General features: G+C 68.4%; 24 protein-coding genes. 16 read left to right on the top strand and 8 right to left on the bottom strand.

The annotated features are described in order from the left end of the window. The first annotated feature begins 18 nt into the window (after positions 1-18). From DJ019_RS03285 to DJ019_RS03275, 3 genes are read left to right on the top strand one after another with little or no spacing between them, the layout of a single operon-like run. Entirely contained in the window at positions 19-645 is a 627-nt protein-coding gene (locus DJ019_RS03285) for a glutathione S-transferase family protein (RefSeq protein WP_111274536.1), read from the top strand. Positions 646-647: 2 nt separating this feature from the next. Next, positions 648-1325 carry a TetR/AcrR family transcriptional regulator gene (locus DJ019_RS03280; RefSeq protein WP_165843874.1) on the top strand — a complete coding sequence of 226 codons (678 nt, stop codon included), beginning with the start codon at positions 648-650 and terminating at the stop codon, positions 1323-1325. Beyond that, positions 1322-2899, top strand: a complete 1578-nt coding sequence (locus DJ019_RS03275; RefSeq protein WP_205854073.1) for an AMP-binding protein — start codon at positions 1322-1324, stop codon at positions 2897-2899. The genes DJ019_RS03280 and DJ019_RS03275 overlap by 4 nt, the downstream gene beginning before the upstream one ends. Before the next feature lie 3 nt (positions 2900-2902). Here DJ019_RS03275 and DJ019_RS03270 read toward each other — a convergent pair whose 3' ends face one another. Continuing rightward, positions 2903-3340, bottom strand: a complete 438-nt coding sequence (locus DJ019_RS03270) for a nucleotidyltransferase domain-containing protein (protein WP_111274534.1) — start codon at positions 3338-3340, stop codon at positions 2903-2905. Between the two features lie 451 nt (positions 3341-3791). Between DJ019_RS03270 and DJ019_RS03265 the strand changes: the two genes are divergently transcribed. After that, positions 3792-5051 carry a glycosyltransferase family 2 protein gene (locus tag DJ019_RS03265; RefSeq protein ID WP_240606351.1) on the top strand — a complete coding sequence of 420 codons (1260 nt, stop codon included), beginning with the start codon at positions 3792-3794 and terminating at the stop codon, positions 5049-5051. Next, on the top strand, positions 5048-5941 hold the full coding sequence (locus tag DJ019_RS03260; RefSeq protein WP_111274533.1) for a hypothetical protein: 894 nt from the start codon (positions 5048-5050) through the stop codon (positions 5939-5941). The genes DJ019_RS03265 and DJ019_RS03260 overlap by 4 nt, the downstream gene beginning before the upstream one ends. A gap of 13 nt (positions 5942-5954) precedes the next feature. Here DJ019_RS03260 and DJ019_RS03255 read toward each other — a convergent pair whose 3' ends face one another. Next, positions 5955-6605: an alpha/beta hydrolase gene (locus tag DJ019_RS03255; protein WP_111274532.1), complete on the bottom strand. Its 651-nt coding sequence runs from the start codon at positions 6603-6605 to the stop codon at positions 5955-5957. Positions 6606-6753: 148 nt separating this feature from the next. Here DJ019_RS03255 and DJ019_RS03250 point away from each other — a divergent pair, with 148 nt between their 5' ends. Genes DJ019_RS03250 through DJ019_RS03205 form a run of 10 tightly spaced genes read left to right on the top strand, consistent with a single transcriptional unit; the run spans position 6754 to position 14254 of the window. Continuing rightward, positions 6754-7188: an Rrf2 family transcriptional regulator gene (locus DJ019_RS03250; protein ID WP_111274531.1), complete on the top strand. Its 435-nt coding sequence runs from the start codon at positions 6754-6756 to the stop codon at positions 7186-7188. Then, positions 7185-8309 carry a cysteine desulfurase family protein gene (locus DJ019_RS03245; protein ID WP_111274530.1) on the top strand — a complete coding sequence of 375 codons (1125 nt, stop codon included), beginning with the start codon at positions 7185-7187 and terminating at the stop codon, positions 8307-8309. Before DJ019_RS03250 ends, DJ019_RS03245 begins: the two co-directional genes overlap by 4 nt. After that, the gene (sufB, locus tag DJ019_RS03240; protein WP_111274529.1) at positions 8309-9778 is read left to right on the top strand and encodes a Fe-S cluster assembly protein SufB; all 1470 of its coding nucleotides are present in this window, start codon (positions 8309-8311) and stop codon (positions 9776-9778) included. The genes DJ019_RS03245 and sufB overlap by 1 nt, the downstream gene beginning before the upstream one ends. Next, positions 9775-10089, top strand: coding sequence for a hypothetical protein (locus DJ019_RS03235; protein WP_133255240.1), 315 nt, complete (start codon positions 9775-9777; stop codon positions 10087-10089). The genes sufB and DJ019_RS03235 overlap by 4 nt, the downstream gene beginning before the upstream one ends. Next, the gene (locus tag DJ019_RS03230) at positions 10086-10490 is read left to right on the top strand and encodes a hypothetical protein (protein WP_111274527.1); all 405 of its coding nucleotides are present in this window, start codon (positions 10086-10088) and stop codon (positions 10488-10490) included. Before DJ019_RS03235 ends, DJ019_RS03230 begins: the two co-directional genes overlap by 4 nt. Further along, a complete protein-coding gene (gene sufC / locus DJ019_RS03225) occupies positions 10491-11237 on the top strand; it encodes a Fe-S cluster assembly ATPase SufC (RefSeq protein WP_111274526.1) in 747 nt (248 codons plus the stop codon). Further along, the gene (gene sufD / locus DJ019_RS03220; protein ID WP_111274525.1) at positions 11234-12262 is read left to right on the top strand and encodes a Fe-S cluster assembly protein SufD; all 1029 of its coding nucleotides are present in this window, start codon (positions 11234-11236) and stop codon (positions 12260-12262) included. The genes sufC and sufD overlap by 4 nt, the downstream gene beginning before the upstream one ends. 2 nt (positions 12263-12264) lie before the next feature. Then, positions 12265-13479: a cysteine desulfurase gene (locus DJ019_RS03215; protein ID WP_111274524.1), complete on the top strand. Its 1215-nt coding sequence runs from the start codon at positions 12265-12267 to the stop codon at positions 13477-13479. Between the two features lie 14 nt (positions 13480-13493). Beyond that, positions 13494-13856, top strand: coding sequence for an SUF system Fe-S cluster assembly protein (locus tag DJ019_RS03210; protein WP_111274523.1), 363 nt, complete (start codon positions 13494-13496; stop codon positions 13854-13856). Continuing rightward, positions 13856-14254, top strand: a complete 399-nt coding sequence (locus DJ019_RS03205; RefSeq protein ID WP_111274522.1) for a HesB/IscA family protein — start codon at positions 13856-13858, stop codon at positions 14252-14254. Before DJ019_RS03210 ends, DJ019_RS03205 begins: the two co-directional genes overlap by 1 nt. Before the next feature lie 51 nt (positions 14255-14305). Here the strand turns inward: DJ019_RS03205 and DJ019_RS03200 are convergent, their stop codons facing one another. From DJ019_RS03200 to DJ019_RS03190, 3 genes are all read right to left on the bottom strand, one after another. Then, the gene (locus DJ019_RS03200; protein WP_111274521.1) at positions 14306-15103 is read right to left on the bottom strand and encodes an enoyl-CoA hydratase/isomerase; all 798 of its coding nucleotides are present in this window, start codon (positions 15101-15103) and stop codon (positions 14306-14308) included. 72 nt (positions 15104-15175) lie between these two features. Next, positions 15176-16246 carry a GGDEF domain-containing protein gene (locus DJ019_RS03195; RefSeq protein WP_111274520.1) on the bottom strand — a complete coding sequence of 357 codons (1071 nt, stop codon included), beginning with the start codon at positions 16244-16246 and terminating at the stop codon, positions 15176-15178. 49 nt (positions 16247-16295) lie between these two features. Further along, positions 16296-17816 (bottom strand): DEAD/DEAH box helicase, encoded by a 1521-nt coding sequence (locus tag DJ019_RS03190; protein WP_111274519.1) that lies wholly within the window; start codon positions 17814-17816, stop codon positions 16296-16298. 242 nt (positions 17817-18058) lie between these two features. Between DJ019_RS03190 and DJ019_RS03185 the strand changes: the two genes are divergently transcribed. Continuing rightward, positions 18059-19258, top strand: coding sequence for a Yip1 family protein (locus DJ019_RS03185; RefSeq protein ID WP_165843873.1), 1200 nt, complete (start codon positions 18059-18061; stop codon positions 19256-19258). Here DJ019_RS03185 and alr read toward each other — a convergent pair. From alr to DJ019_RS03170, 3 genes are all read right to left on the bottom strand, one after another. Further along, the gene (alr, locus tag DJ019_RS03180) at positions 19255-20349 is read right to left on the bottom strand and encodes an alanine racemase (RefSeq protein ID WP_111274517.1); all 1095 of its coding nucleotides are present in this window, start codon (positions 20347-20349) and stop codon (positions 19255-19257) included. The two genes, DJ019_RS03185 and alr, sit on opposite strands and share 4 nt — an antisense overlap. Positions 20350-20383: 34 nt before the next feature. Continuing rightward, positions 20384-21877 carry a replicative DNA helicase gene (locus DJ019_RS03175; protein ID WP_111274516.1) on the bottom strand — a complete coding sequence of 498 codons (1494 nt, stop codon included), beginning with the start codon at positions 21875-21877 and terminating at the stop codon, positions 20384-20386. Positions 21878-22052: 175 nt separating this feature from the next. Then, positions 22053-24530 carry a TonB-dependent receptor plug domain-containing protein gene (locus tag DJ019_RS03170; RefSeq protein ID WP_111274515.1) on the bottom strand — a complete coding sequence of 826 codons (2478 nt, stop codon included), beginning with the start codon at positions 24528-24530 and terminating at the stop codon, positions 22053-22055. Positions 24531-24658: the final 128 nt, after the last annotated feature.

The raw sequence follows: 24658 nt of genomic DNA, 5'->3' as shown, positions 1-24658 counted from the left end.
TCGTCAGGGAACCCTTCGATGCTTCGCCTCCACCACGCCCCCATGGCGTGTTCGCTCGCCAGCCGCTTCGCCCTGGCCCTCTCAGGCCTGCCGCACGAGATCGTCGTAGTCCGCACGACCCGGGGCGAGCAGAAGGCGCCGGCCTATCTGCAGATTAACCCGCGCGGAAAGGTTCCCGCCCTCGAGACAGGCGACGGGGTCCTGACCGAGTCCACGGCCATCCTGCCTTACATCGCTGACCTCGCGCCCGCGTCCGGACTCCTACCGCCGGTGGGCACGTTCCAGCGCGCCCAGGCCCAGAGTTGGCTCTCGTTCCTGTCCAGCACCCTGCACGCCGCGCTCTCGGCGGCGATGTTCCCGCCGCCCGGCTGCGACAGCGACGCCGCCCGCGACGCGGCGCTCGAACGCGTGGCCGCCGCCCTCGCCGACATCGACACCCGGCTCGACGGCCGCGACCACCTGCTGGACGCCTTCAGCGTCTGCGACCTCTACCTGCTCACGTTCCTGATGTGGCGCGCCGCGCCGGCCTTCGCGGGCCGCTTGCCCGCTTACCCGAATCTCGACCGGTTCCAGCAGGCGCTGCTTGCGCGTCCGGAGCTCGTCGCGATCCTGGGCGAGGAGATGAGGTTGAGATCGGAGGTCTGAACGTGACTCCGGCTGAGCGCCGTAACCCTCGCGCCGAACGCACACGCGCGGCGCTGATCGCCGCGGGGCGCCGGCTGTTCTGCGAGCGGCCGGTCGACGCCGTCACCGTGGACGACATCGTCCAGGCGGCCGAGGTCGGGAAGGGCAGCTTCTACAACCACTTCACCGACCGTGAGGGGCTCGTTCGCGCCATCTCGGCCGAGATCCGGGGCAGAATCGAGCGCGCTGTCGACCGCGCCAACGCCGAGGTCGAGGATCCGGCCCGACGGGTCGCCCGCGCGGTCTGCACCTATCTCCGCTTTGCCCTGGACGAGCCCGAGCGCGCGGGCGTGCTGGTGCGCGTCCACAGCGGGCATACCTCGATGAGCGCGCCGCTTAATCGCGGCTTGGTGGACGACGTCTCGGCCGGCCTCGCGGCCGGCCGCTTTGTCGTCCCGACGCTCGAAGCCGCCGTGCTCTACGTTCTAGGCGTGACGCAGCTGGCCCTCGTTCGAGTGGTTCAGGAGCCGACCTCCAGCCTGGCCGTCAGCCTCTCCCAGCAGATGTTGTCGCTTCTGCTCCGCGGCTTGGGCCTGGCGGGCGGCGAGGCCGACCAGATCGCCGCCCAGGCCAGCGAGGAGATCGTACGCCAGGGCGCCTACGCCGCCGCCTTTCAGGACCCTTCCGGAGCCGCCCATTGAGCCCGCGACCGCTGACGCCCTTCGAGGGCATGGACATCCGCACCCCGATCGACAACCAGGCGGTCCATCGGGGCGACCACCCGTTCCTGATCTGGGAGCCGTTCGAGGGCGGCGGCCGCACCTGGAGCTATGCGGAATTCGCTCATGATGTCCGACGTTTCGCCGCGGGTCTTCAGGCGCGCGGGGTCCAGCTCGGCCAGCGGATCATCGTCCACCTCGACAACTGCCCGGAGTCGGTGATCGCTTGGCTGGGCTGCGCCTACGCCGGGGCGGTGGCCGTGACCACCAACGCCAAGTCCGCCAAGGACGAGCTGGCCTACTTCGCCACGCATAGCGGGGCTGTCGGCGCGGTCACCCAGCCGAAGTTCGCTGCGCTGCTGGCCGAGTCCGCACCGCACCTGCCCTGGGTCGTCGTGACGGAGACGGACAACGGCGCGCCGGCGCAGGACGACGTGGCCGCCTTCGAGGCCTTCGACGCGCTGCTCGGCGACCCGGGCGCCCTGGCGTCGCGGCCGCATGATCCGTGGGCGCACTTCGGCATCCAGTACACCTCTGGCACGACGGCCCGGCCCAAGGCCGTGCTCTGGACCCACGCCAACGCCCTGTGGGGCGCGCGTATGTGCGCCCAGAACGAGGACCTGCGGCCCGACGACGTCCACCTGACGCACCTGCCGCTGTTCCACACCAATGCTCAGTCCTACTCGGTGCTGGCGGCGCTGTGGGCCGGGGCGACGGTGGTGCTCATGCCGCGCTTCTCGGCCTCCCGCTTCTGGGACGTCTCGCTGAAGCACGGAGCCACGTGGAGTTCGCTGGTGCCGTTCTGCGCCAAGGCCCTGGCCAGCCAGCCGGTCCCGAAGGACCACCGCTACCGCTTCTGGGGCAACGGGGTATGCGAGCCGGCGTGGGACCGCCTGTTCGGCGTCAAGACCATCGGCTGGTGGGGCATGACCGAGACGATCACCCACGGCACGGTCGGCTCCGCGCACCAGCCTGACGCGCCGATGTCGATGGGCCGCCCGTCGCCGGCCTATGAGATCCATGTCCTGGACGAGCACGGCGAGCCGGTGGCGCCCGGCGAAGTGGGCGACCTCTTCGTCGGCGGCCAGCGAGGCGTGTCGCTGTTCCTGGAATACGCGGGCGATCCCGCCGCCACCGCCGCGGCCTTCCGCCCGGACGGCCTGTTCATCACCGGCGACCGCGTGCGTCGGGGCGAGGACGGCTTCCTCTATTTCGCCGACCGCTCGAAGGACATGCTCAAGGTCGGCGGCGAGAACGTGGCCGCCTCCGAGATCGAGCGGGTGATCGCCGGGGTTCCCGGCGTATCCGAGGTGGCGGTGGTCGCCATGCGCCACCCGATGCTGGACGAGGCCCCGGCGGCCTTCGTGATCGCGACGCCTGGCGCGCCGGACGACCTGGCGGACCTGATCGCAGCGGCGTGCGCCACGGGCCTGGCCGCCTTCAAACGCCCGCACCTCATCCGTCTGGTCGACAGCCTGCCGCGCTCCACTCTGGAAAAGGTCGCCAAGGCCGAACTGCGGGCCATGCTGGCTGAGGAGATGGCGGCGGCGGAGTGAGGACTAGGGTTCCCCGTCGCAGGCATCGACCAGCGCGCGGAGCAGGCCGTCCTTGTCCACCAGGGGTTTCAGCCCGTCGCGGACGACGCGCTGCGTCCCGGCGTCCAATGGATTGAGACCCGCCCACTGCTGGTCGGCGATCCCCACTTCCACCTCGATCTGCGGTCCCAGAGACGCCCGCCACGCCCGGGTGACGCCATAGGTCTCGGGCGCCATGGTCACTGAAGCAAAGCCGATCTCGCGCAGAACCTGCCGGAGCCAGCCGTCGTTCGCCGCCCAGTGGTCGCGATCCGTCGCCAGCAGCATGAGGTCCAGGTCGGAGTCGGGGCGCGCCGCCCCTCGGACCCATGAGCCCACCAGGGCGAGGGCCCGGCAGCCGGGTTCGATCCGCGCCCACGCGGCCAGTCCGTCCTGCAGGCGTCGGGCGTCGTCGGGCGTCATGTGGCGACGCTATCGCGGCGCTCGCGCCGCCCGCAATCCACTCGCGCGACGCGCGTTGGCGCGCGAATACTCGCAATGATTATCCATTTTCGCTTGTCAGTTGTATTTGCGGATCAACGCCTCCCCATAATGGGTCGATGCGACAATATTCTACATCCTCAGTTAAGTGCCGCGCGAGTGTAGGTGAGCGACGAAATGTGACGTCCACCTCGAGGAGGCCAGCCGGTTTCCATTGATGAGGGCGGGCCAAATGTTTGCGCGGTCCTAAGAATTGTTAACCACAACTGTCCTGAAGGTCGGATCTGGCGACCCAAGCGACGCGCGTCTCGCAGGCGAGGTCGACTTCCGGCGCGCGGGCACGGGCGCCGATCCCGGCGGTCCCGCGCCGCATCGGTCCTTTCACACTATCCCGGTGAAGTTTGCGGCGATCTGCGCGCTGGCCTTCGGATGGATGGGACTCAGCATCTGGCTGTCGCAGCCGTGGTTGCAGGACCTGTCGGCGGTCACACATCCGCTCTTCGCCCTGACGGCCATCACCTTCATCGCCTACGTGCCGGGGTTCATGAACGCTTTCGTGTTCGGGACGCTGCTCCTGGATCGACGTCCCCCGCGCGTGCGCCCGGCCGCCTATCCCCCGGTCAGTATCCTGATCGCCGCCTACAATGAGGCCGGCGCGATCCGCGACACGCTGCTCAGCCTGTCGCGGCAGGACTATCCGGGCGAGGTGGAGATCGTGGTCCTGAACGACGGCTCCACAGATGGGACCGCGGACGTCGTGCGCGCCGCGATCGACGACCTGCCGTTCTCGGCCAGCTTCCATGTCCGGTTGGTGGACTTTCCCCGCAACGCCGGGAAGGCGACGGTGCTGAACCGCGGTCTCAGCCGCGCGCGCCATGACCTGATCGTCACCGTCGATGGGGACTCCTGGATCCATCCCGACGGGCTCACGCATCTGGTCGAGCGCATCCTCTCGGACCCGCCCGAGACCCAGGCCGTGGCCGGCTCGATCATGGTGCGGAATTCGCGCCACAATCTGCTAACGGCCGCCCAGGAGTGGGACTACTTCCATGGCATCGCCGCCGTGAAGCGCATGCAGAGCATGTTCCACGGCACGCTCGTCGCCCAGGGCGCCTTTTCGATCTATCGCCGCGAGGCGCTGGAGGCGGTCGGCGGCTGGCCGCCGTGCGTGGGCGAGGACATCGTCCTGTCCTGGGCGATCCTGGAGCGGGGCGACCGTATCGGACATGCGGAGGACGCCATCTGCTTCACCAATGTTCCGACGCGTCTCGGCGCTTTCGCTCAGCAGCGACGGCGTTGGTCGCGGGGCCTGATGGAGGCCTTCCGGGCGCATTGGCGGCTTCTGTTCAGGGCTCGTTTTCGGACGGTGTTCGTCTGGTGGAACCTCTGCTTCCCGCCGATGGACGTGATCTACACCTTCGTCTTCATCCCCGGCCTCGTCCTGGCGGCCTTCGGCCGTTACGAGATCGCCGGGCCGATCACCCTGGCGGTCTTGCCTCTGGCGGCGATCTGGAACCTGCTGATGTTCAAGGTCGAGCGGCGCACCTTCCGTCAGGAGCGTCTCAGGGTCCGCCACAACGTCTCCGGCTTCATGCTGTACGCCTTCGCCTACAACATGATCCTCCAGCCCATCTGCGTGCTGGGCTATGCGTCCGAGGCGCTGGGGCTTCGGAAGAGCTGGGGGCGGCCATGAGGCGCGGGCCGATCCTTGCGCTGCTGGTGCTCGGGGCGGCGCCGACAGCCGCGGCTGGTCAGGCGATCACGGTCGACGCCTTCACATCGTCCGACGCGGACAAGACCGAGGTCGCTCGGTTCGGCGCTAATGTGGACTGGCGGCGCGAAGGGCCCGACCGCCACCAGGGCGTCCGGGTCGAGACGGCCAGGTTCAGCCCGCTCGGACAGAAGACGACGGAGGACATCCGAGTCTACTACCGCCAGGCGGACGTCGCAGGGGACTGGACCTGGAAGGCCCAGGTGGGAACCGACGGTGACACCGTGCTCGGCGCCCTCAACGCCCACAACAACGCCCGCTGGCGTCAGGAGTATTTCGTCGAACGCGAGATCATCGAGACACCGCAGGGGCTCGCGCGGGGCGTCTACTACACCTTTGCGGGCGCGGCCCTGGACCTGCCGATCGATGCGCGGAACACGCTGACGGCGGTGGGCGCCGTGCAGGCGTTCACGGGCCGGAACGAGCGGCTCCACCTCAGGGCCAGCTACGTCCACGTCGTGCAGCCCGAGTGGGGGCTCACCGCCCAACTCCGCTCGCGCTGGTTCCACAGCAGTGACCCAGGCGAATACGACTATTTCTCGCCTCGGAACTTCATCCAGGTGACGCCGACCTTGCAGATCCGCCGCCGGACGCACGGCTGGCGCTACGTCGTGGCGGCCGGCCTGGGCGCACAGAAGCAGACGGGCGGCAAGTGGCGCGCGGCGCGGACGGTGAGCGGCCAACTCACCAGCCCGCCTGCCCAGCATGGCTGGGCGTTGGATGCAGCCTTCGCCTACAGCAACACGCCGGTGGGCGCGGGCTACACCTACGACTACCGCCAGTTCAGCTTCGGGCTGACGCGGGCCTTCTAGATTTCCGACGCGCCTACGCCGGGTTGGCGGCCAGGCGCTTGTCCAGATAGGCGCCGACGCGGGATTCCACGTCGGGCAGGTTTTCCATCCAGAAGTGGCTGGCGCCCTCGACCACGTCGTAGTCGATGACGATGCCCTTCTGGGTGCGCAGCTTGGAGACGACGCGCTCGACATCGATCGGCGGCACCACGGTGTCGGATCCGCCGTGCAGGATCAGGCCCGAGGCGGGGCAGGGGGCCAGGAAGCTGAAGTCATAGGCGTTGGTCGGCGGCGAGACCGAGATGAAACCGTCCGTCTCCGGCCGGCGCATCAGGAGCTGCATGCCGACCCAGGCGCCGAAGGAATAGCCGGCCACCCAGCACTGGCTGGCGGCGGGATTGGTGCTCTGCAGCCAGTCCAGCGCCGTCGCCGCGTCGGCGAGTTCGCCGATACCGCCGTCGAACTCGCCCTGGCTGCGGCCCACGCCGCGGAAGTTGAAGCGCAGGACCGAAAAGCCCCGCTTCATGAACAGGTGAAAGAGTTGCACGGCGACGGGGTTGTTCATCTGCCCGCCCGCCTTGGGGTGCGGATGGAGGATCAGGGCTACGGGAGCCGTCTCGCTCTTGCCCTGGGAGTAGCGCCCCTCGATCCGCCCGGCTGCACCGGTCAGCACCACCTCTGGCATTCGATCCCTCTTCGGCCCTGGAATACTTGACTGCTGCGCTAGGTCTTCCTAAGTCCCGACCAGCCGGTTGGACCGGTCCCGCGCAAGGCGGCGGCTTGTAACATAGGGTCGCCGCGAAACGCGAGAAAACTGCACTGGACCGCATCGCATGCGTCTCTCCACGAAAGGCCGCTACGCCGTCATGGCCATGGCCGACCTCGCGCGCCGGGAAAGCGACGCCTCCCGGGCCGTCGCCCTGGCCGATATCGCGTCGCGCCAGGAGATCTCGCTCTCTTACCTGGAGCAGCTGTTCGCGCGGCTGCGCCGCAAGGGCCTGGTGAAGAGCGCGCGCGGCCCTGGCGGCGGCTACCGACTGGCGCGCGCCGCCGAGGCCACCACCATCGCCGACATCGTGCACGCCGTGGACGAGCCCCTGCGGGCCACCCGCTGCCAGGCGTCGAAGGGCTGCATGATGAAAGGCGAGCGCTGCCTGACCCACGACCTGTGGGCGGACCTGGGCGCGCAGATCGAGGGCTACCTGTCGTCGGTCAGCCTGGCCGACGTGATCGGCGGGCGGCTGCGCCAGGATCGGGCCGCGGCATGAGCGTCTATCTCGACCACAACGCCACGACCCGCGTGCGGCCCGAGGCCATCGCGGCCATGGTCTCGACCATGGAGAAGGTGGGCAACCCGTCCTCCATCCACGCCGCCGGCCGCGCGGCGCGAGCGACGATGGAAGAGGCCCGCGGCCATGTGGCGACCCTGATCGCGGCGCCGGCCTCCACCGTCATCTTCACCAGCGGCGGCACCGAGGCCAATGCGATCGCTCTCGAAAGCGCGGTCGCCGCGGGGTCCCGTCGTCTGATCATCTCGGCCATCGAGCATCCCAGCATCGTCGATACGGCCGCGGCCTCGGACGCCGCGGTCGAGGTCATGCCGGTGACCTCCGACGGCGTGGCTGATCTCGACTGGCTACGCGGCCGCCTGGCGCGCTGGGACGCCGCCGACGGCCGCCCGTTCGTCGCCCTGATGCTCGCCAACAACGAAACCGGAGTGATCCAGCCCGTCCAGGCCGCCGCCGAGCTGGTCCGCGCCGCCGACGGCTGGATGCACGTCGACGCGGTCCAGGCCGCCGGCAAGATCGACGTCGACAGCCGTGCGCTGGGGGCCGACACACTCTCGATCTCCGCCCACAAGATCGGCGGGCCGATGGGCGTGGGCGCCCTGACCTTCGGGCCCCGCGCGGTTCTCTCCCGGCGCCAGCACGGCGGCGGCCAGGAGCGCGGCCGGCGCGGCGGGACGGAAAATCTACCCGGAATCAGTGGGTTCGGCGCGGCGGCTAACTCGGTTCACAATGCGAAGACAGGCGGGTCCTGTCCGATCGCGATCGTCGAGCGCCTCAAGGCCTCTGGCGCGGTCGTCGTCGCCGAGAGCGCGCCCCGCCTGCCCAACACGCTCTGCCTCGTCACGGCCGGCTGGACCTCCGACCTGCAGGTGATGGCCCTGGATCTCGCCGGCGTCATGGTCAGCGCCGGTTCCGCCTGCTCGTCGGGCAAGGTGAAGGCCAGTCCTGTCCTAGCCGCCATGAACCTCGGCGATCTCGCCGCCTGCGCCATCCGCGTCAGCGGCGGCTGGAACACCACCGAAGCCGACTGGGCCGCGTTTGCCGCCGCCTGGTTGGAAGCCCATGCCCGCCACGCCGCACGGCGGAAGGAAGTCGCCTGATGGCCGCCGTCAAACAGACCGTCGAACACGTCCAGGCGCTGGAGCGGTACAAGCACGGCTTCGTCACCGACATCGACCAGGAGTATGCGCCGAAGGGCCTCAACGCCGACATCGTCCGCTTCATCTCGGCCAAGAAGGACGAGCCCGAGTGGATGCTGCAGTGGCGCCTGGAGGCGTTCGAGCGCTGGCTGGCGCTGGAGGAGCCTGACTGGGCCAAGGTCAGCTTCCCCCGCATCGACTACCAGGACCTCCATTACTATGCCGCGCCCAAGGCGAAGGAGGGCCCGAAGAGCCTCGATGAGGTCGATCCGGATCTGCTCGAGACCTACAAGAAGCTCGGCATCCCGCTGAAGGAACAGGAGGTTCTGGCCGGCGTGCAGGGCGCGCCGCGCTACGCGGTCGACGCGGTGTTCGACAGCGTCAGCGTCGTCACCACCTTCAAGAAGGAGCTGGCCCAGGCCGGCGTCATCTTCTGCTCGATGAGCGAGGCGATCCGCGAGCATGGCGATCTCGTGCGGCAGTACCTAGGCTCGGTCGTGCCGGTGAGCGACAACTACTTCGCCTGCCTGAACAGCGCGGTCTTCTCGGACGGCAGCTTCGTGTATGTGCCGCCGGGCGTGCGCTGCCCCATGGAGCTCAGCACCTATTTCCGGATCAACGCCGAGAATTCGGGTCAGTTCGAACGCACCCTGATCATCGCCGACAAGGGCGCCTACGTCTCGTACTTGGAAGGCTGCACGGCCCCGATGCGGGACGAGAACCAGCTCCACGCCGCTGTGGTCGAGCTGGTCGCCCTGGACGACGCGGAGATCAAATATTCCACGGTCCAGAACTGGTACCCGGGCGATCCCGAGACGGGGAAGGGCGGCATCTACAACTTCGTCACCAAGCGCGCCGATTGCCGAGGCGATCGCTCAAAAGTGAGCTGGACCCAGGTCGAGACCGGCTCCTCGATCACCTGGAAGTATCCATCCTGCGTCCTGCGAGGCGAGGGCAGCTCGGGCGAGTTCTACTCGATCGCCATCACCAATGGCCGCCAACAGGCCGATACGGGCACCAAGATGATCCATCTGGGCGCCAACACGCGCTCGCGGATCATCTCCAAGGGAATCAGCGCGGGCCGCAGCAGCAACACCTATCGCGGCCTGGTCTCGGCCCACCCCAAGGCCAAGGGCGCGCGCAACTTCACCCAGTGCGACAGCCTGCTGATCGGCAAGACCTGCGCGGCCCATACCGTGCCCTACATCGAGGCGCGTAATGGCCAGTCGGTCTTCGAACACGAAGCAACGACAACGCGGCTATCCGAAGATCAACTTTTCTATGCGATGCAGCGTGGCCTGTCTCAGGAGGAAGCCGTCCAGCTCCTCGTGAACGGGTTCGTGAAGGACGTGCTGCAGGAGCTGCCCATGGAGTTCGCCGTCGAGGCGCAGAAGCTGGTCGCGATCTCCCTGGAAGGGAGTGTCGGATGAGTGGCCGACCTACCCATGAAGGGGAACAGACGGCGGTGGACGCCGACGGAGCGATGCTCCGGGAATGGGACGGTGTGGTGCTGGTGCGCGCGCTGACGCCCACGGCCCAGGGCAACTGTGAAGCGATGCCCGATGTGATCCCGGCGGGAACCCGGGCGACGGCCATCACGCTGCTCGACGCCGAGAAGGGTGTGTTCGACCTCGAATGCTATCTCGACGCCACCGGCGACCTCTACGCGTTCGCCCATGGGACCGGAGCAGATGTACGGGTCGTCGAGCGCATCGAGGACAAGAAGGCGGTCGAGATATGAACGCTGGCGTCAGGAAGCCCCGGGCGCTCACGCTCCGCGACGCCTTCGAGACCGAGTTTGCGCGTCGCGAACTCGAGCGCCGCGCCCGCGAGGAGGCCGAGCGCCAGCAGCAGGAGGCCGACCTGGCCAACGCCAAGGCGCTGCATGCGGCCGTGACCGCCGAAGAGGACTTTCTGAATTCCCGCGGGCTGAGCGCGGACGTCCGCCGCTACACCGTGTCGCTGGACCACCCGGACTTTCGGATCGCCGCCTACTTCGAAGCGGGTCAGGCGAACGTCACCCTCTCCGACAAGCGCACCGCCCTTTCCGGCGCGGCGGCCCCGCGCAAGCAGCAGACCGCAGAGAGCGTCGAGGACGCACTGCAGGTCATGGCCCAGTTCCTCGCCGACGAGACCCTCTGAATGCTTTCCGTGAAGAACCTGCACGCGTCCATCGAGGACAAGGAGATCCTGAAGGGGCTCACCCTCGACGTGCCCGCCGGCGAGGTTCACGCCATCATGGGCCCCAACGGCGCCGGTAAGTCGACGTTGAGCTACGTCCTCACGGGCCGACAGGGCTACGAGGTCACGGAAGGATCCGCCACGCTCGACGGGGAGGACCTGCTGGCCCTCGAGCCCAACGAGCGGGCCGCCAAGGGCGTCTTCCTGTCGTTCCAGTATCCGCTGGAGATCCCGGGCGTGCCGGCGTTGACCTTCATCCGGACCGCCATGAACGCCCAGCGCAAGGCGCGCGGGGAGCCCGAGATCACCGCGCCGGAGTTCCTGAAGCTGGCGCGCGCCAAGGCCGCGGAGCTCAAGATGGACTTCGACATGCTGAAGCGGGCGCTCAACGTCGGGTTCTCCGGCGGTGAGAAGAAGCGGATGGAAATCTTTCAGATGGCGATGCTTTCGCCACGCTTCCTGATCCTGGACGAGACCGACTCCGGCCTCGACATCGATGCGCTGCGGATCGTCTCGGACGGGGTCAATGCGCTGCGTTCCCCCGATCGCGCGATGCTGGTCATCACGCACTACCAGCGCCTGCTCGACTACATCAAACCCGACCGCGTTCACGTGCTGTCGGCCGGCCGGATCGTCGCGTCCGGCGGCCCGGAGTTGGCCCTCGAGCTGGAGCGCGAAGGCTACGACAAGTACGCGAGGGCGGCTTGAGCATCGCGGCGGCCATACGCGAGCGGGACGTCGCCCAGCTTCCCGGCAAGCGGGACGAGGATTGGCGCTGGACTGATCTGCGCGGCCTGATCCGGACGGCGCCCGAACCCTCCGCGGCGGTGGACGTCGCGCAGCTCGGCGCCGGGCCCTTTGACGCCCTCACCGACGAGGTCCTTACCGTCGCGAACGGCCAGGGCGCGGCGCATGTCGGCGTGGAGCCGGGCGAAGCGAAAGTCGTAGCACTGCGGTTCGTGTCGCGCGGCGACGGCGCGCATGCGGCGCGGGTCTCGGTGGAAGTGGAGGCCGCCGGCCGCCTCACGCTGCTGGAGAGCTACGACGGCGAGGGCGGATATCTCTCCCATGCCGGCCTGGTGTTCAGTCTCGGCAAGGATGCCGTGCTGGAACGGGTGATCCTGGCCGGCGACGCCGCCGATGGCGTCAGCGTCAGCCAGGCCGAGGTGCAGATGGCGCCCGGATCGGCGTTCGCGCAGGTCGTGCTGACCACCGGGGCGCGGCGGCAGCGGCTGGAGACCGTGATCCATCATCCGGGCGGCCATGCCGAACTCCGCGCCGATGGCGTCTACCTACTGGCGGACAAGCGGCACGCGGACCTGACGACGGTTGTGACCCACGCCGCCACCGACGGACGGACAGATCAACTGATCAAGGGCGTCGTGCGCGACCAGGCTCGCGGCGTGTTCCAGGGGCGGATTGTCGTGGCCGAAGGCGCGGACCGCACCGACGCCCGGATGGGTCATCACGCGCTGATCCTGTCGGATCGCGCCGAGGTGGACGCCAAGCCCGAGCTGGAAATCTACGCCGATGACGTTTCGTGCGCGCATGGCAATACCGTCGGTGCGCTCGACGAGGACGCCCTCTTCTACGCCCGCCAGCGCGGCATCCCGGAAGCCGAGGCGAAGGCGCTGCTGACCGAGGCCTTCATTGGCGAGGTGGTGGACCGGATTGGTCACGAGACCGCACGCGACATCGTCCGCGCCTGGGCGGCAGACCGGTTGAGGGGCTGAGCATGGCCTTCGACGTCCAGGCCGTCCGCGCCGAGTTCCCGATCCTGCTGCGGCACGTCCATGGCAAGCCGCTGGTCTATCTGGATAGCGCCGCCTCGGCCCAGAAGCCGCGGGCGGTGATCGAGGCGATGACGCGGGCGATGGAGCACTCCTACGCCAATGTGCACCGCGGCCTGCACACGCTGGCGAACGAGACCACCGACGCCTACGAGGGCGCCCGTAGCAAGATTGCGGGCTTCATCGGCGCAGACCCGCACGAGATCGTCTTCACCAAAGGCGGCACCGAGGCCGTGAACCTGGTGGCGAGCGGGATCGGAGCCTCGCTTCAGCCGGGCGACGAGATCGTGCTCTCCGAGATGGAGCACCATGCCAACATCGTGCCCTGGCACTTCCTGCGCGAGCGCAAGGGCGTGGTGCTGAAGTGGGTTCCGGTGACCGACGATGGGCGGCTGGACCTGGAAGCCTATCAGGACCTGCTGGGGCCGAAGACCAGGCTGGTGGCGCTCAGTCATATGTCGAACGTGCTGGGCACGATCAATGACGCCAAGGCCCTGGCGCGGATGGCGCACGAGGCAGGCGCGCTCGTGCTGTTCGACGGCTGCCAGGCCATCGTCCACAAGCCGGTGGACGTGAAGGACATCGACGCCGACTTCTACGTCTTCTCGGGGCACAAGCTCTACGGTCCCACGGGGATCGGCATCCTCTACGGCAAGGCCGAGAGGCTGGCCGCGCTGCCCCCCTACCAGGGCGGCGGCGAGATGATCGCGACCGTCACCCGCGACGAGATCACCTACGCAGACCCGCCGCACCGGTTCGAGGCGGGGACCCCGCCGATCCTGGAGGCGATCGGCCTGGGCGCCGCCGTCGACTGGTTGGCCGCCCAGGATCGCGAGGCCATCGCGGCGCACGAGCACCGCCTCTACGCACGGGTCCGCGACCGCCTCGCCGGAGCAAATTGGCTGAAGGTGATCGGCGAAGCGCCGGGGAAGGGGGCCATCCTGTCTTTCACGGTGGATGGCGCTCACGCCCATGACGTGGCCCAAATCCTCGACCGCTACGGCGTGGCGGTCCGCGCCGGGACCCACTGCGCCGAGCCCCTGATGCGGCGTTTTGGGGTCTCCTCCAGCGCGCGGGCCTCCTTCGCCCTATATAACACCGAGGACGAGGCGGACGCGTTCGTGGACGCCTTGACCAAGACCCAAGCCTTTTTCGCTTGAGACAGATGAGTTCGATGGACGACGCCACAGCCCTGGAGCCTACGGGATCGCAACCGCTCAGCCAGGCGGAGTTGGATGTGCTGACCGACAAGCTCATCGAGAAGCTGAAGACGGTCTATGACCCCGAGATTCCGGTCGACATCTACGAGCTCGGGCTCATCTACAAGGTCGATGTCTCGGATGATCGGGATGTGGCGATCGACATGACCCTGACCGCTCCGGGCTGTCCTGTGGCCGGCGAGATGCCCGGCTGGGTGGAGGACGCGGTCACGGAGATTCCCGAGATCCGGTCCTGCAAGGTCGACCTGGTCTTCGACCCGCCGTGGGACCCGTCGCGGATGAGCGACGAGGCCAAGCTTGCCCTGAACATGTTCTGATGACGAACGTCGACCTCACCCCGTCCGCTCCGCGGCCGCGCCGGCCGCGCCCCAAGGTGGTCACCCTGACCGAAGCCGCCGCCGCGCGGGTGCGCGAGATCATGAGCAAGGCGGAGAAGCCCTACGCCGGTTTGCGCGTCGGAGTGAAGAACGGCGGCTGCGCCGGCCAGGAGTATGTCCTTGAATATGCCGAGGACGCTCACCCGCTCGACGAGGTCGTGGAGGACAAGGGGGTCACCATTCTGGTGGAGCCCAAGGCTGTCCTGTTCCTGTTGGGCACCGAGATCGACTACGAGGTCAATCGGCTGTCCGCGAAGTTCGTCTTCCGTAATCCGAACGAGACGGACGCCTGCGGCTGTGGCGAGAGCGTCACGATCGAGCCCGCCAAGCCGGAATGAGCCGACGCGCCCGACGATGATGTCGCCGGGCGGTCGCTCTCTAGCTCGGGATCAGCGGCCCTTGAACTCGGCCGGGCGCTTCTGAACGAAGGCCATGATGCCTTCGCGGGCGTCCTCGCTCCGGGCGGCGATGCCCTGGGCGTAGGCTTCGGCCTCGAGCTGCTCGTGCCAGGAGTTGTTCAGCGACTCCCACACGAGGTTCCGCGTCAGACCCAGCGACGACGGCCCATCGGCCAGGGCGCGAGCATACTGCATGGCCGCATCCATCACCTCGGCGTCCGGCACGACCTTGTTGATCAGGCCCCACTCGGCCGCCGTCTTGGCAGGCAGCTTCTCGCCCAGGAGCATCAGTTCCATGGCGCGCGCCTTGCCCACCAGCTTGGGCAGCATCCAGGTGGCGCCGCCGTCGGGGACGAGGCCGATACGGCGGAAAGCCAGCAGGAAGTAGGCGCTCTCGGCGGCGACCACCAGGTCCGACGCAAGGGCCAGCGAGACGCCGACGCCGGCGGCAACGCCGTTCACCGCCGACACCAGCGGCTTGGGCGACTTGCGCACCGAGGCGACGAAGGGGTTGAAGACCCGCAGCAGCGACTGGTTGGGGCCGCCCGCCGGATCGGGTCGGCCGCCGCCTGCGGTCAGGTTCGCGCCGGAGCAGAAGCCACGGCCTTCGCCGGTGATGACGATCGCGCGGACCTTGTCGCCATAGGCGAAATCATCGAACGCCGCCTGCAGATCAGCCATCAGTTCCAGGCCCGCCGCATTCAGCGTCGTGGGATCCGACAGAGTGATGATGCCGACGCCGCCGTCGATGCTGGTCTTGACCTTGGCGGGGGCCTGCGCGCCGTCCATGGCGATCCTCCATTGAAACTGTCTTGCTTCAATGGAAGTCAGAATACCCCGGCGTCAGCCAAGGCCCAAAGATCAGGCGGCGCGGGAGGCCCCGCGAGGCGGTGACCCGTGCTCGGCCACTGAGGTGCGGTTGCGGCCGGCGTGCTTGGACGCATAGAGCGCGCGGTCGGCGGATTCGATCAGGGTGGCGGGCGCTTCACCAGGCCGCCGCTGGGCGATGCCGCTCGAGATGGTGATCGCGCCCAGGTCCTCGTTGGTGGAGCGGCGCTTCAGGATGCGGGAGGATATCTCGGCGCGGGCCGCTTCCATGGCGGTGACCGCCGTTTCCGGCGTCTCGCCCGGAAAAATCACGGCGAACTCTTCGCCGCCGTAGCGGGCGGCGAAGCGCGGCGCATCGGCGATGCGCCCGATGACGCTGGCCACGTAGCGGATGACCTGGTCGCCGGTCTGATGGCCCCAGGTGTCGTTGAAGATTTTGAAATGGTCGATGTCGACGACGGCGAGCGTGAGTGGCTGGCCGCTGGCTTCGGCTTCGGCGCACGCGCGCTCCAAGGACTCGTCGAACGCCTTGCGGTTGGAAAGGTTGGTCAAGCCGTCGGTCATGGCGTCGCGACGTACCTGGGCCAGGCTCTCGCGCAGGCGGGTCAGCTCCTCCGTCGTATCGGCGAGCTGGCTCTCGAGGGCTTGGTTCTCCTCGCGAACCTTGCGGGTCGCCACGCTCAGGGTTTCCACCATGGCGCGGACGGCGTCGGCGTCCTGGTCCACCAGGGACTCGCTCGCCGTGGCCAGCTGCTGTCCGTAGGCTTCACTGGTTTCGCGCGCCGACTCGATGGCGCGTGAGACGCTGTCCAGTTCCTCGGAGAGGCTCTTTCCGGCATCCAGGATTTCCCCCGACAGCTTGGCGGCCGGCAGATGCTGGGCGGCGATCTGTTCGCCGAGCTGATCGGTGAAGGTTCCGCCGGACTGGAGGACGGAATCGATCTTGGCCGCAACCTCGCTATCCTTGGCCGCGACGTAGTGCAGCCACAATTCGAAGTTGAGCGCCGTCGGCCAGACCCGATGGCTTTCCATCGCGTCAAGCACCTTGCGGGCCACCTGATAGGCCTTGGGGCTGCGGAGCAGGGAATCGATTTCCGACGGCATGATCCCAAGAAATAGCTCGGGACCCCAAACAGCCCGTTAAGGCCGGCGACTATTCGTCGTCCGGCCGGGTGATCGCGGGCCGCAACAGGAACGCCGGGGTTTCGCCGCCAAAGCCGACCACGCGGTCGCCGTCGTCACGATCCCGCCGGCGCTCTCCGCGATCGGCCCGGGCCGGCCGCTCGCCGCGCGGTTGAACGGGGCGAGACTCCGCCTCGCGCCGTGTGGTGGGCTCGATCTCGCGGCGCTCCCTGGGCTTGGCGTCCCGACGGGGACGAGCGGGGGCCTCGGCCTCGGCCGCCACCGGCGCTTCGACGGGCGTCTCGGCCTCAGCCTCGGGTCGACGCCCGCGTGGCGCCCGGTCGCGCACGCCACGTTCGCGGCCGCGGCCACCCTTCTCGCGGCCCCGGCCGGGGCGTGGCTCGTCCTTGATGGTCGAGAAATCGATGTCGAAGGTAACCTCGTCCGGGGTCTTGCCGATGAGCTTCAGGACCTTGTCGAGGTTCTTGGAGTCCGCAGGCGTGACAATCATGAACGCCTCGCCGGTGCGCCCTGCGCGGCCGGTCCGGCCGATGCGGTGGACGTAGTCGTCGGCGTGGTGCGGGACGTCGTAGTTGAAAACGTGGCTCACGGCGGGAATGTCGAGGCCACGGGCGGCCACGTCGGAGGCGACCAGCAGCTTCAGCTCGCCCTTCCGGAAGGACTCCAGCGTGCGCATCCGCGTGGACTGGTCGAGGTCGCCGTGGATCGGAGCGGCGTCCAGGCCGTGCTTCTTGAGCGACTTGGCGACGATGTCGACCTCGCTCTTGCGATTGCAGAAGACGATGCCGTTGTTGATGTCCGATCGCTCGATCAGCGCGCGAAGCGCCGTGCGCTTGGCTTTCGGGTCCGCTGAGGGAATGCGCGCGAGGTGCTGGGCGATCGTCTCAGCGGTCGTGGCCGGACGCGCGGCCTCGATCCGTTCGGGATCTTTCAGGAACTGCTTGGTCAGCCGGGTGATCTCCGGCGGCATGGTGGCCGAGAAGAACAGCGTCTGACGCTTTGGCGGGGTCAGTTTGAAGATGCGCTCGATATCCGGGATGAAACCCATGTCGAGCATGCGGTCGGCCTCGTCCACGACCATGATCTGTACGCCCGTGAGCAGCAGCTTCCCGCGCTCGAAATGGTCCAGCAGGCGACCGGGCGTGGCGATCAGGACGTCGACGCCGCGGTCCAGCTTGAGCTCCTGGTCGGAGAAGGACACGCCGCCGATCAGCAGGGCCCAGGTGAGCTTCTGGCCCTTGGCGTACTTTTCGAAGGAGCTGGCGACCTGGTCGGCCAGTTCCCGGGTGGGAGCGATCACGAGGGCCCGCGGCATGCGCGCCCGCGCCCGGCCCGCGGCCAGGCGGTCGATCATCGGAAGGGTGAAGGCGGCGGTCTTGCCGGTGCCCGTCTGGGCGATACCCAGGACGTCACGACCCTGCAGCGCCACCGGAATGGCGGCGGCCTGGATCGGCGTGGCGGTCGTGTAGCCGGTCTCGGCGACGGCGGCGAGGGTCGCGGGGGACAGGCCCAGGTCTGAAAATTCGGTCATTCGCTACTTGAGGGTGCGGGGCGCTCCCCGATTGACCCCTTGGGGCACGCGGGTAGTGCGCCACGCGGCGGCGCGGACGGACATCGCCGCGCGCGCGGAACATACGTCGGACGGTCACGGTGTCAACGCACGGTGCAGAACGGGGTTCACGGCGCCCGTTATCTGACCCTGTCCCACGACTTGCGGCGGACCTCCGGCCGGCCCAGGGTGTCGCCAGGTAAATGGGCGAGGGAGTGCACGGCATGAGCGTAGTGGAACCTGGCGCCGCCGGCGCGGGGATGGTGGCGCGGGCTAAGGCGCTGCTGACTCGGCCTTCGGCCACGTGGGATCAGATCGACGTCGAGCCGGCGACGGTAGGCGGGCTGTTTCGGGGCTGGGTTCTGCCGCTGGCGGCGATCCCGGCGGTCGCCGGCGCCATCGGCCTCATGACGTTTGGGATCAGCGGCGGCTTCATGGGCTTTGGCTTCAGCTGGCGACCGTCGCCGCTGTGGGTCGTGGGCAATGCGCTGCTGCAGTACGGCCTCGGCGTGGCGATGGTGTTCATTCTGGGCGTGGTCATCAATGGCCTCGCCAAGACCTTCGGCGCCGTCCAGGACCACACCCAGGCCATCAAGGTGGCGGCCTACGCGCCTACCGCGAGCTGGGTGGCCGGCGCGGTGATGATCGTGCCGCAACTCGGGATCTTGGCGTTCCTGGGCGGGCTCTACAGCCTCTATCTGCTGTACGTCGGCCTGCCGAAGCTGATGAAGGCTCCGCCGGAGCGGGCCATGCCCTACTTCGGCGCCGTGGTGGCGGTGGCCATCCTGGCGTCGATCGTCGCCGCGATCGCCACGAACAGCATCATGGGCGTCGACCGGATGGCGCGGATGGCGGGCCCCGGCGCGATGAGCGGCAAGGTGACCGTGCCTGGTCAGGGCGAGGTGGACCTCGGGCGTCTCGAGGCTCAGGCCGAGCGGGCGCAAGAGGCCGCCCGGAGGATCCAGTCGGGCGAGGGTCTGGCGGCCAGCGACCCGGACGCGCTCAAGGCGCTGCTGCCCGGCAGCGTGTCCGGGTTCACGCGGACCGAAGTCGAGGCGTCCAGCGGCGCCGCCGCTGGGATCGAGGGCTCCCAGGCCGAGGCCACCTATGAACGGGCGGGGGCGAACCTGCGCTTACAGGTGACCGACCTGGGCGAGGCTGGAGCCCTGGCCGGGATGGCCAGCGCGTTCAAGGTGAAGTCGTCGAAGGAAACCGCCACCGGCTACGAGCGCGTGGACACGATCGATGGGCGGCTGACCCAGGAGAGCTACGATCGCGCCGCGAAATCCGGAGAGTACAGCGTCCTGGTCGGCCAGCGCTTCATGGTCGAGGCGCGGGGCGATGGAGTGACGATTGCCGAGCTGAAAGCCGCCGTAGATGCAGTGGGCGTCGCCCGCCTGGAGGCCTTGGCCAAGGCGGATTAGGCGACATCTCCAAGGTAGACACGTTCGGCCCTGCGACTGAGGCGGACCAGGATCTCGTGCGCCACCGTGCCGGCTGCTGTGGCGAGGTCATCAATGAGGACGTTGGGGCCCAGGAGCTCCACCGACTCGCCGGGCGCCAACGGCGCGTCCCCGATCTCGATGATCGTCAGGTCCATGTTCACGGCCAGGAGCGGCCGGCGCGCCCCGGCCGCCCAGGCGTAGCCCTTGCCGGCCGCACCGCGCAGGATGCCGTCGGCGTATCCCGCCGCCACGACGGCTGCGCGCACGGCGCGTACGGCGGTGAAAACCTCCCCATAGCTCAACCGATCGCCCGGCTGGAGGTTGCGGATATCGAGGATCGGGGCGGTGAGGGTGGCGACGGCCTTCAGACGCCCGTCGGGACGCTCCTCCGGCCCGCCGCCGTAGAGGCTGACGCCGCCGCGGACCAGGTCGTGCCGGTAGTCCACTCCGAGGAAGGCCCCGGCCGAGGCCGCAAAGCTTGCCGGAACCCCCGGAAACAGAGCGCGGACCTCACGAAAGCGGGCGAGCTGAGCGGGGTTGCGCGCCTCTCCAGGAACGGTGGCCGAGCCGAGGTGGCTCATCACCAGCACGACCTCCAGGCGATCGAGGGCGCCTGGCGTCGCCAGCAGGGCGCGGACCTCCGGGAGCGTGAGGCCCTGGCGGTTCATGCCGGTATCCACCTGCAGCGCCACCGCATAGCGGCCCATGGCGGCGGCGCGGGCGAGGGCGGCGTTGGCCTGGGGCAGGGTCGAGATCACCGGGATGAGGCGCGCGGCCGCCATGCGGTCCGCGGTCCCGGTCGGCAGGCCGTCGAGGACGTAGATCGCCGCGTCCCGCGCGCCGAGTTCACTCCGCAACGCCTCGCCCTCGCTCACGCGGGCCACGAAGAAACTCCGTGCGCCCTCGGCGTAGAGCCGGCGCGCCACGGGCCCGGCCCCCAGACCGTAGCCGTCAGCCTTGACCACGGCCCCGATCTCGGCGCCGGCGGCCTCGGCGGCGAGGACGGCGCGATTGTGCGCCAGGGCGTCCAGGTCGATGGTCAGGACAGCGTGGTCGGGCGGGTGCGGCATCAGCGGAGGCGTAGCCGGATTGGTAGGCGCGCCGCTAGTGCTCCTCGTAGCGGTGATGGTGATCGCGGGCGAGGTTGCCGAATTTGGTCAGATCCTCGTTGAAGCTGACCTTCACGGTGCCGATGGGACCGTGACGCTGCTTGCCGATGATGAGCTCGGCCATGCCACGGACCTGATCCATCTGCTCCTGCCAGCGGAAGTGTTCCTCGGTGCCCTCGCGCGGCTCCAGGCGCGAGAGGTAGTAGCTCTCGCGGTAGACGAACATCACCATGTCGGCGTCCTGCTCGATCGAGCCGGATTCCCGCAGGTCGGAGAGCTGGGGCTTCTTGTCCTCGCGGTTCTCGACCTGGCGGGAGAGCTGGGACAGGGCGATGACGGGGACCGACAGCTCCTTGGCCAGGGCCTTGAGGCCCTGGGTGATCATCGAGACCTCCTGCACCCTGTTGTCGGGGCCGCCGGCGCCGGTGGTGATGAGCTGCAGGTAGTCCACGATGATCAGATCGAGTCCGACCATTCGCTTCAGGCGGCGGGCGCGGGCGGTGAGTTTCGCCAGGGTGATGCCGCCGGTGTCGTCGATGTAGAGCGGCGCTTCCTGGATCTCGAGGGCGGCGTCGCGGATGCGGCCGAACTCCATGGCGTCGATCTCGCCCTTGCGGAGGCGGTCCCCCGACACGCCCGAAACCTCCGCCAGAAGACGCATGGCGAGCTGTTCGGACGACATTTCCAACGAGTAGAAGGCGACGACGCCGCCGCGGACCGTCTTCTTCGAGCCGTCGGGCTGGGGCTCCCAGGCGTAGTGCCGGGCGACGTCGAACGCGATGTTACACGCCAGCGAGGTCTTCCCCATCGACGGACGGGCCGCGAGGATCACCAGGTCGGAGGGGTGCAGGCCGCCGATCTTCTGGTCCAGGTCGATCAGGCCGGTCGACAGGCCTGCGAGGCCGCCGTCGCGGCTGTGCGCCTCGGCGGCCATGGCCACCGCGCCGCGCAGGGCGTCCGCGAAATTGACGAAGCCGGAGGAGACGCCGCCGGTCTCGGCGAGTTGGTAGAGCTGCTGCTCGGCGGCCTCGATCTGGTCGCGGGCGTCGAGTTCGGCGTCGCCATGCTGGGCCGTCGTGGCGATCTCCCCGCCGATGCGGATGAGGTCGCGTCGCAGGGCGAGATCATAGACGAGGCGGGCGTAGTCCGGCGCATTGGCGGCCGGGGGCGCCCGGTCGACCAGATCGGCGAGATACCGGATGCCGCCCAGTTCCTCGAAGGCCGGGTCGCGGCTGAACTGTTCGGCCATCAGGATCGGCTCGGCGAGCTGGCCCTTGCGGATATTGGTCTCGATCGCGGCGTACAGGCGCTGGTGGAACGGCTCGTAGAAGTGCCGCGCCTGCAGATTGTCGCCCAGACGCTCGAAGGCGGCGTTGTCGTACAGGATCGCGCCTAGCAGCGCCTGCTCCGCCTCCACGTTGGACGGCGTGTGCGCGATCGGGACGTCGGTGTTGACGGGGCGAAGGTCGAGCGCCGGGACGAGGGCCATGACCTATCGGTACCCAATCTGGGGACATCGATCACCGCGCCCGATGACACATTTGAGAAGCCGTCCACACACAAATTCCGCCTGTGGATAAAGCTGCGCCATAGCGTCGCGCTCCAAATGAAGACGGCGCGGACTCTCGCCCGCGCCGCCGTCAGATTCGGTCGTAGATCGGCCGTCAGAAGTTCACGGACACGCGTCCGTAGACATACCGGCCGGACCGGCCGAACGGAGCGTAGTTGGAGAATGGAGTGTTGGACGTGGTGTTCAGCGCCGGCGGGGTCTTCGTGGGATACTCGTCGAAGACATTGTCCGCGCCGACCGAGAGGCGGATCTTCTCGGTGACATTCCAGCGGGCCTCGACGTCGACCACCGTCTTCGGCGTCAGGACGAGATCCTGCGTCGGAGTCGTGCCGGGGCTGAGGACGCGACCGTAGCGGGTGGCGCGCAGCGTGGCGCCGAACGCCCCGAGGCTCCAGTCGACCGAGGCGTTGAGCTTCGACTCCGGCGTGCCTTCCTCGAAGGTCAGGATATTCACCCGGTCGAAGAGGATCGGGGCGGGGTTCAGGGCCGCGAGCTGGGCCGTCTGTGGCACGCGGGTGACGTCGGTGTTGTTGAAGTTGGCGCCTACGGTGAAGCCGTAGGTCCCGAGCGTGTCGGTCACCAGCCGGTAGTTGGCGATGATGTCCACGCCCCAGGTCTCGGTGTCGACGCCGTTGATGAAGAACCGGCCGCCCCCGACGCCGATGAAGCCCTGGGCCTGGAGGAAGGCCCGGACGTTCGCCTGGGTGAGGTTTTCGGACAGCACGATCCGATCGTCGACGTCGATGCGGTAGGCGTCGATCGTCAGGTTGAACGGTCCTTCGCGGTAGACGATGCCTACGGCGAAGTTCAGCGACTCCTCGGCGTCGAGCGGCTTGGCGCCCAGGGCCGCCGCCACCGGATCGGTGGCCGGGAAGGTGGTGATGTCGAACGGCACCCCGTTGATGAAGTTGGTCGAGGTGGCGGTGAAGAACTGCTGCTGCAGGGACGGGGCACGGAAGCCGTTCTGCACAGAGCCGCGGATCGCGAAGTTGTCGTTCACGTCGTAGCGGAGGGCGAGCTTGCCCGTGACGGTCTCGCCGAAGTCCGAATAGTGCTCTGCGCGGACGGCGGCGGACATCAGGAGCTGTTCGGTGAGGTTGGCTTCCAGGTCGAGGTAGGCCCCGACGCTGGTCCGGTGCTTGTCGACCTCGTTGGCCGGACGGAAGCCCGGGAACACCTGGGCGCCCGAGGGGGTCGGCGCGCCGTTCAGCAGCACGCCGCCGTTGCGGTACGAGTCGGGCTCGCCGGCGAAGATCTCGTACCCTTCGCGCCGGACTTCGACCCCGGCCGCCACGTTGAGCGGCGTGGCCAGGCCCACGTCGTAGGTGCGCACGCCCGAGAAGTTGAAGACGGCCTGCTCGTACTTGAAGCCGCCGGCGTCGAAGACCGTCTTGCTGGTCGGCCCGATGGATCGGTTCAGGGTGTCGCGGATGGTGAAGTCCATCCGGTTCGAGCCGTAGACGAGGGACGTGTCCATGTCCCATTCGCCGAGCTTCCAAGTCAGGCCGACCGCGCCGGAGATGTCCTCCACCTCGGGATTGATCAGGGGCAGGAAGCCGTCGGGATAGATCTGGATGACGTTCCGATCGTCCAGGGCGCGGCGGAAGAAGCCGGCCGAGGTCGAATCGCGGTTCTGGTAGCTGGCCCACCCGTAGAGCTTGGTGGTGTCGCTGAGATTGTATCCGGCGTTCGCGAACAGCGAATACTGCTCGAGATCCGGCTCGCCGAACCAGGCGTTGTATCGATCGAAGCTGGCCTCGCGCGGGTCGAAGGCGCCGTTCACGAGCGGATACTGCTGGCGCCAGTCCGGGGCGGTGCGGATGGTTTTCTTCTGGTCGAGGTACTCACCGGCGAGCGTGAGGAAGCCGTCAGCGCCAAGGGGAAGGCCGACCCAGCCCGACAGGTTGATCGTCTCGCCGTCGGTACGGTCGTACTTTGCCTTGTCCGCGACGGTCCAGTTGGCGCCGGTGGGCGGCGCCTGGACGAGGGTGCTGACGTCGGTGACTCGGGCGCCGTACGTGGCGGTGAGATTCCCGCCGCTGGACGCCTCGCGCAGGCGCAGGTTCAGGACGCCGGCGATGGCGTCGGAGCCGTACTGGGCGGAGGCGCCGTCACGAAGGACTTCAATGGACTGCACCATGGCCGAAGGGATCGTGTTGAGGTCCACCGCCGACGACCCGCGACCGATGGTGCCGTTCACATTGACCAGCGAGGCCGAGTGACGGCGCTTGGAGTTGACGAGCACCAGCGTCTGGTCGGGGGCAAGGCCGCGCAGGGTGGCGGGCCGGATGGTGTCGGTGCCGTCCGCCAAGCCCGGGCGCGGGAAGTTGAACGAGGGCAGGGCGACCGAGAGCGCCTGGTTCACCTCGGTGACGCCGACGCGGTTCAGGCTGTCCTGGCTGATAACGTCTACCGGTACGGCGGTGTCGAGGGCAGTGCGGCCTGCGGCGCGGGTGCCGGTGACGACCAGTTCCGTGACCTCCGAGTCGCCAGTCTGGGCGGCGGCGGGCGCGGCGGCGGTCAGAAGGCCGGCGGCTGATGCCGCGGCGAGCAGGATGTGGCGACGATGCATGGCGTTCCCCTTGTTGGGCCGGACGTCCGGCCTCGGTCGTTGTTGGGGAAGAGGCTAGGAAGCGTCGCTTTTGACGCAAATGACAATTCGGCAACAGTGACCAAAGAAAACGGCGCGGAGGAGGCCTC

The organism is Phenylobacterium kunshanense (assembly GCF_003254525.1).
Classification (GTDB): domain Bacteria; phylum Pseudomonadota; class Alphaproteobacteria; order Caulobacterales; family Caulobacteraceae; genus Phenylobacterium; species Phenylobacterium kunshanense.
The sequence above is the reverse complement of the archived record's forward strand: the minus strand, read 5'-3'. Positions and strand labels throughout refer to the sequence as shown.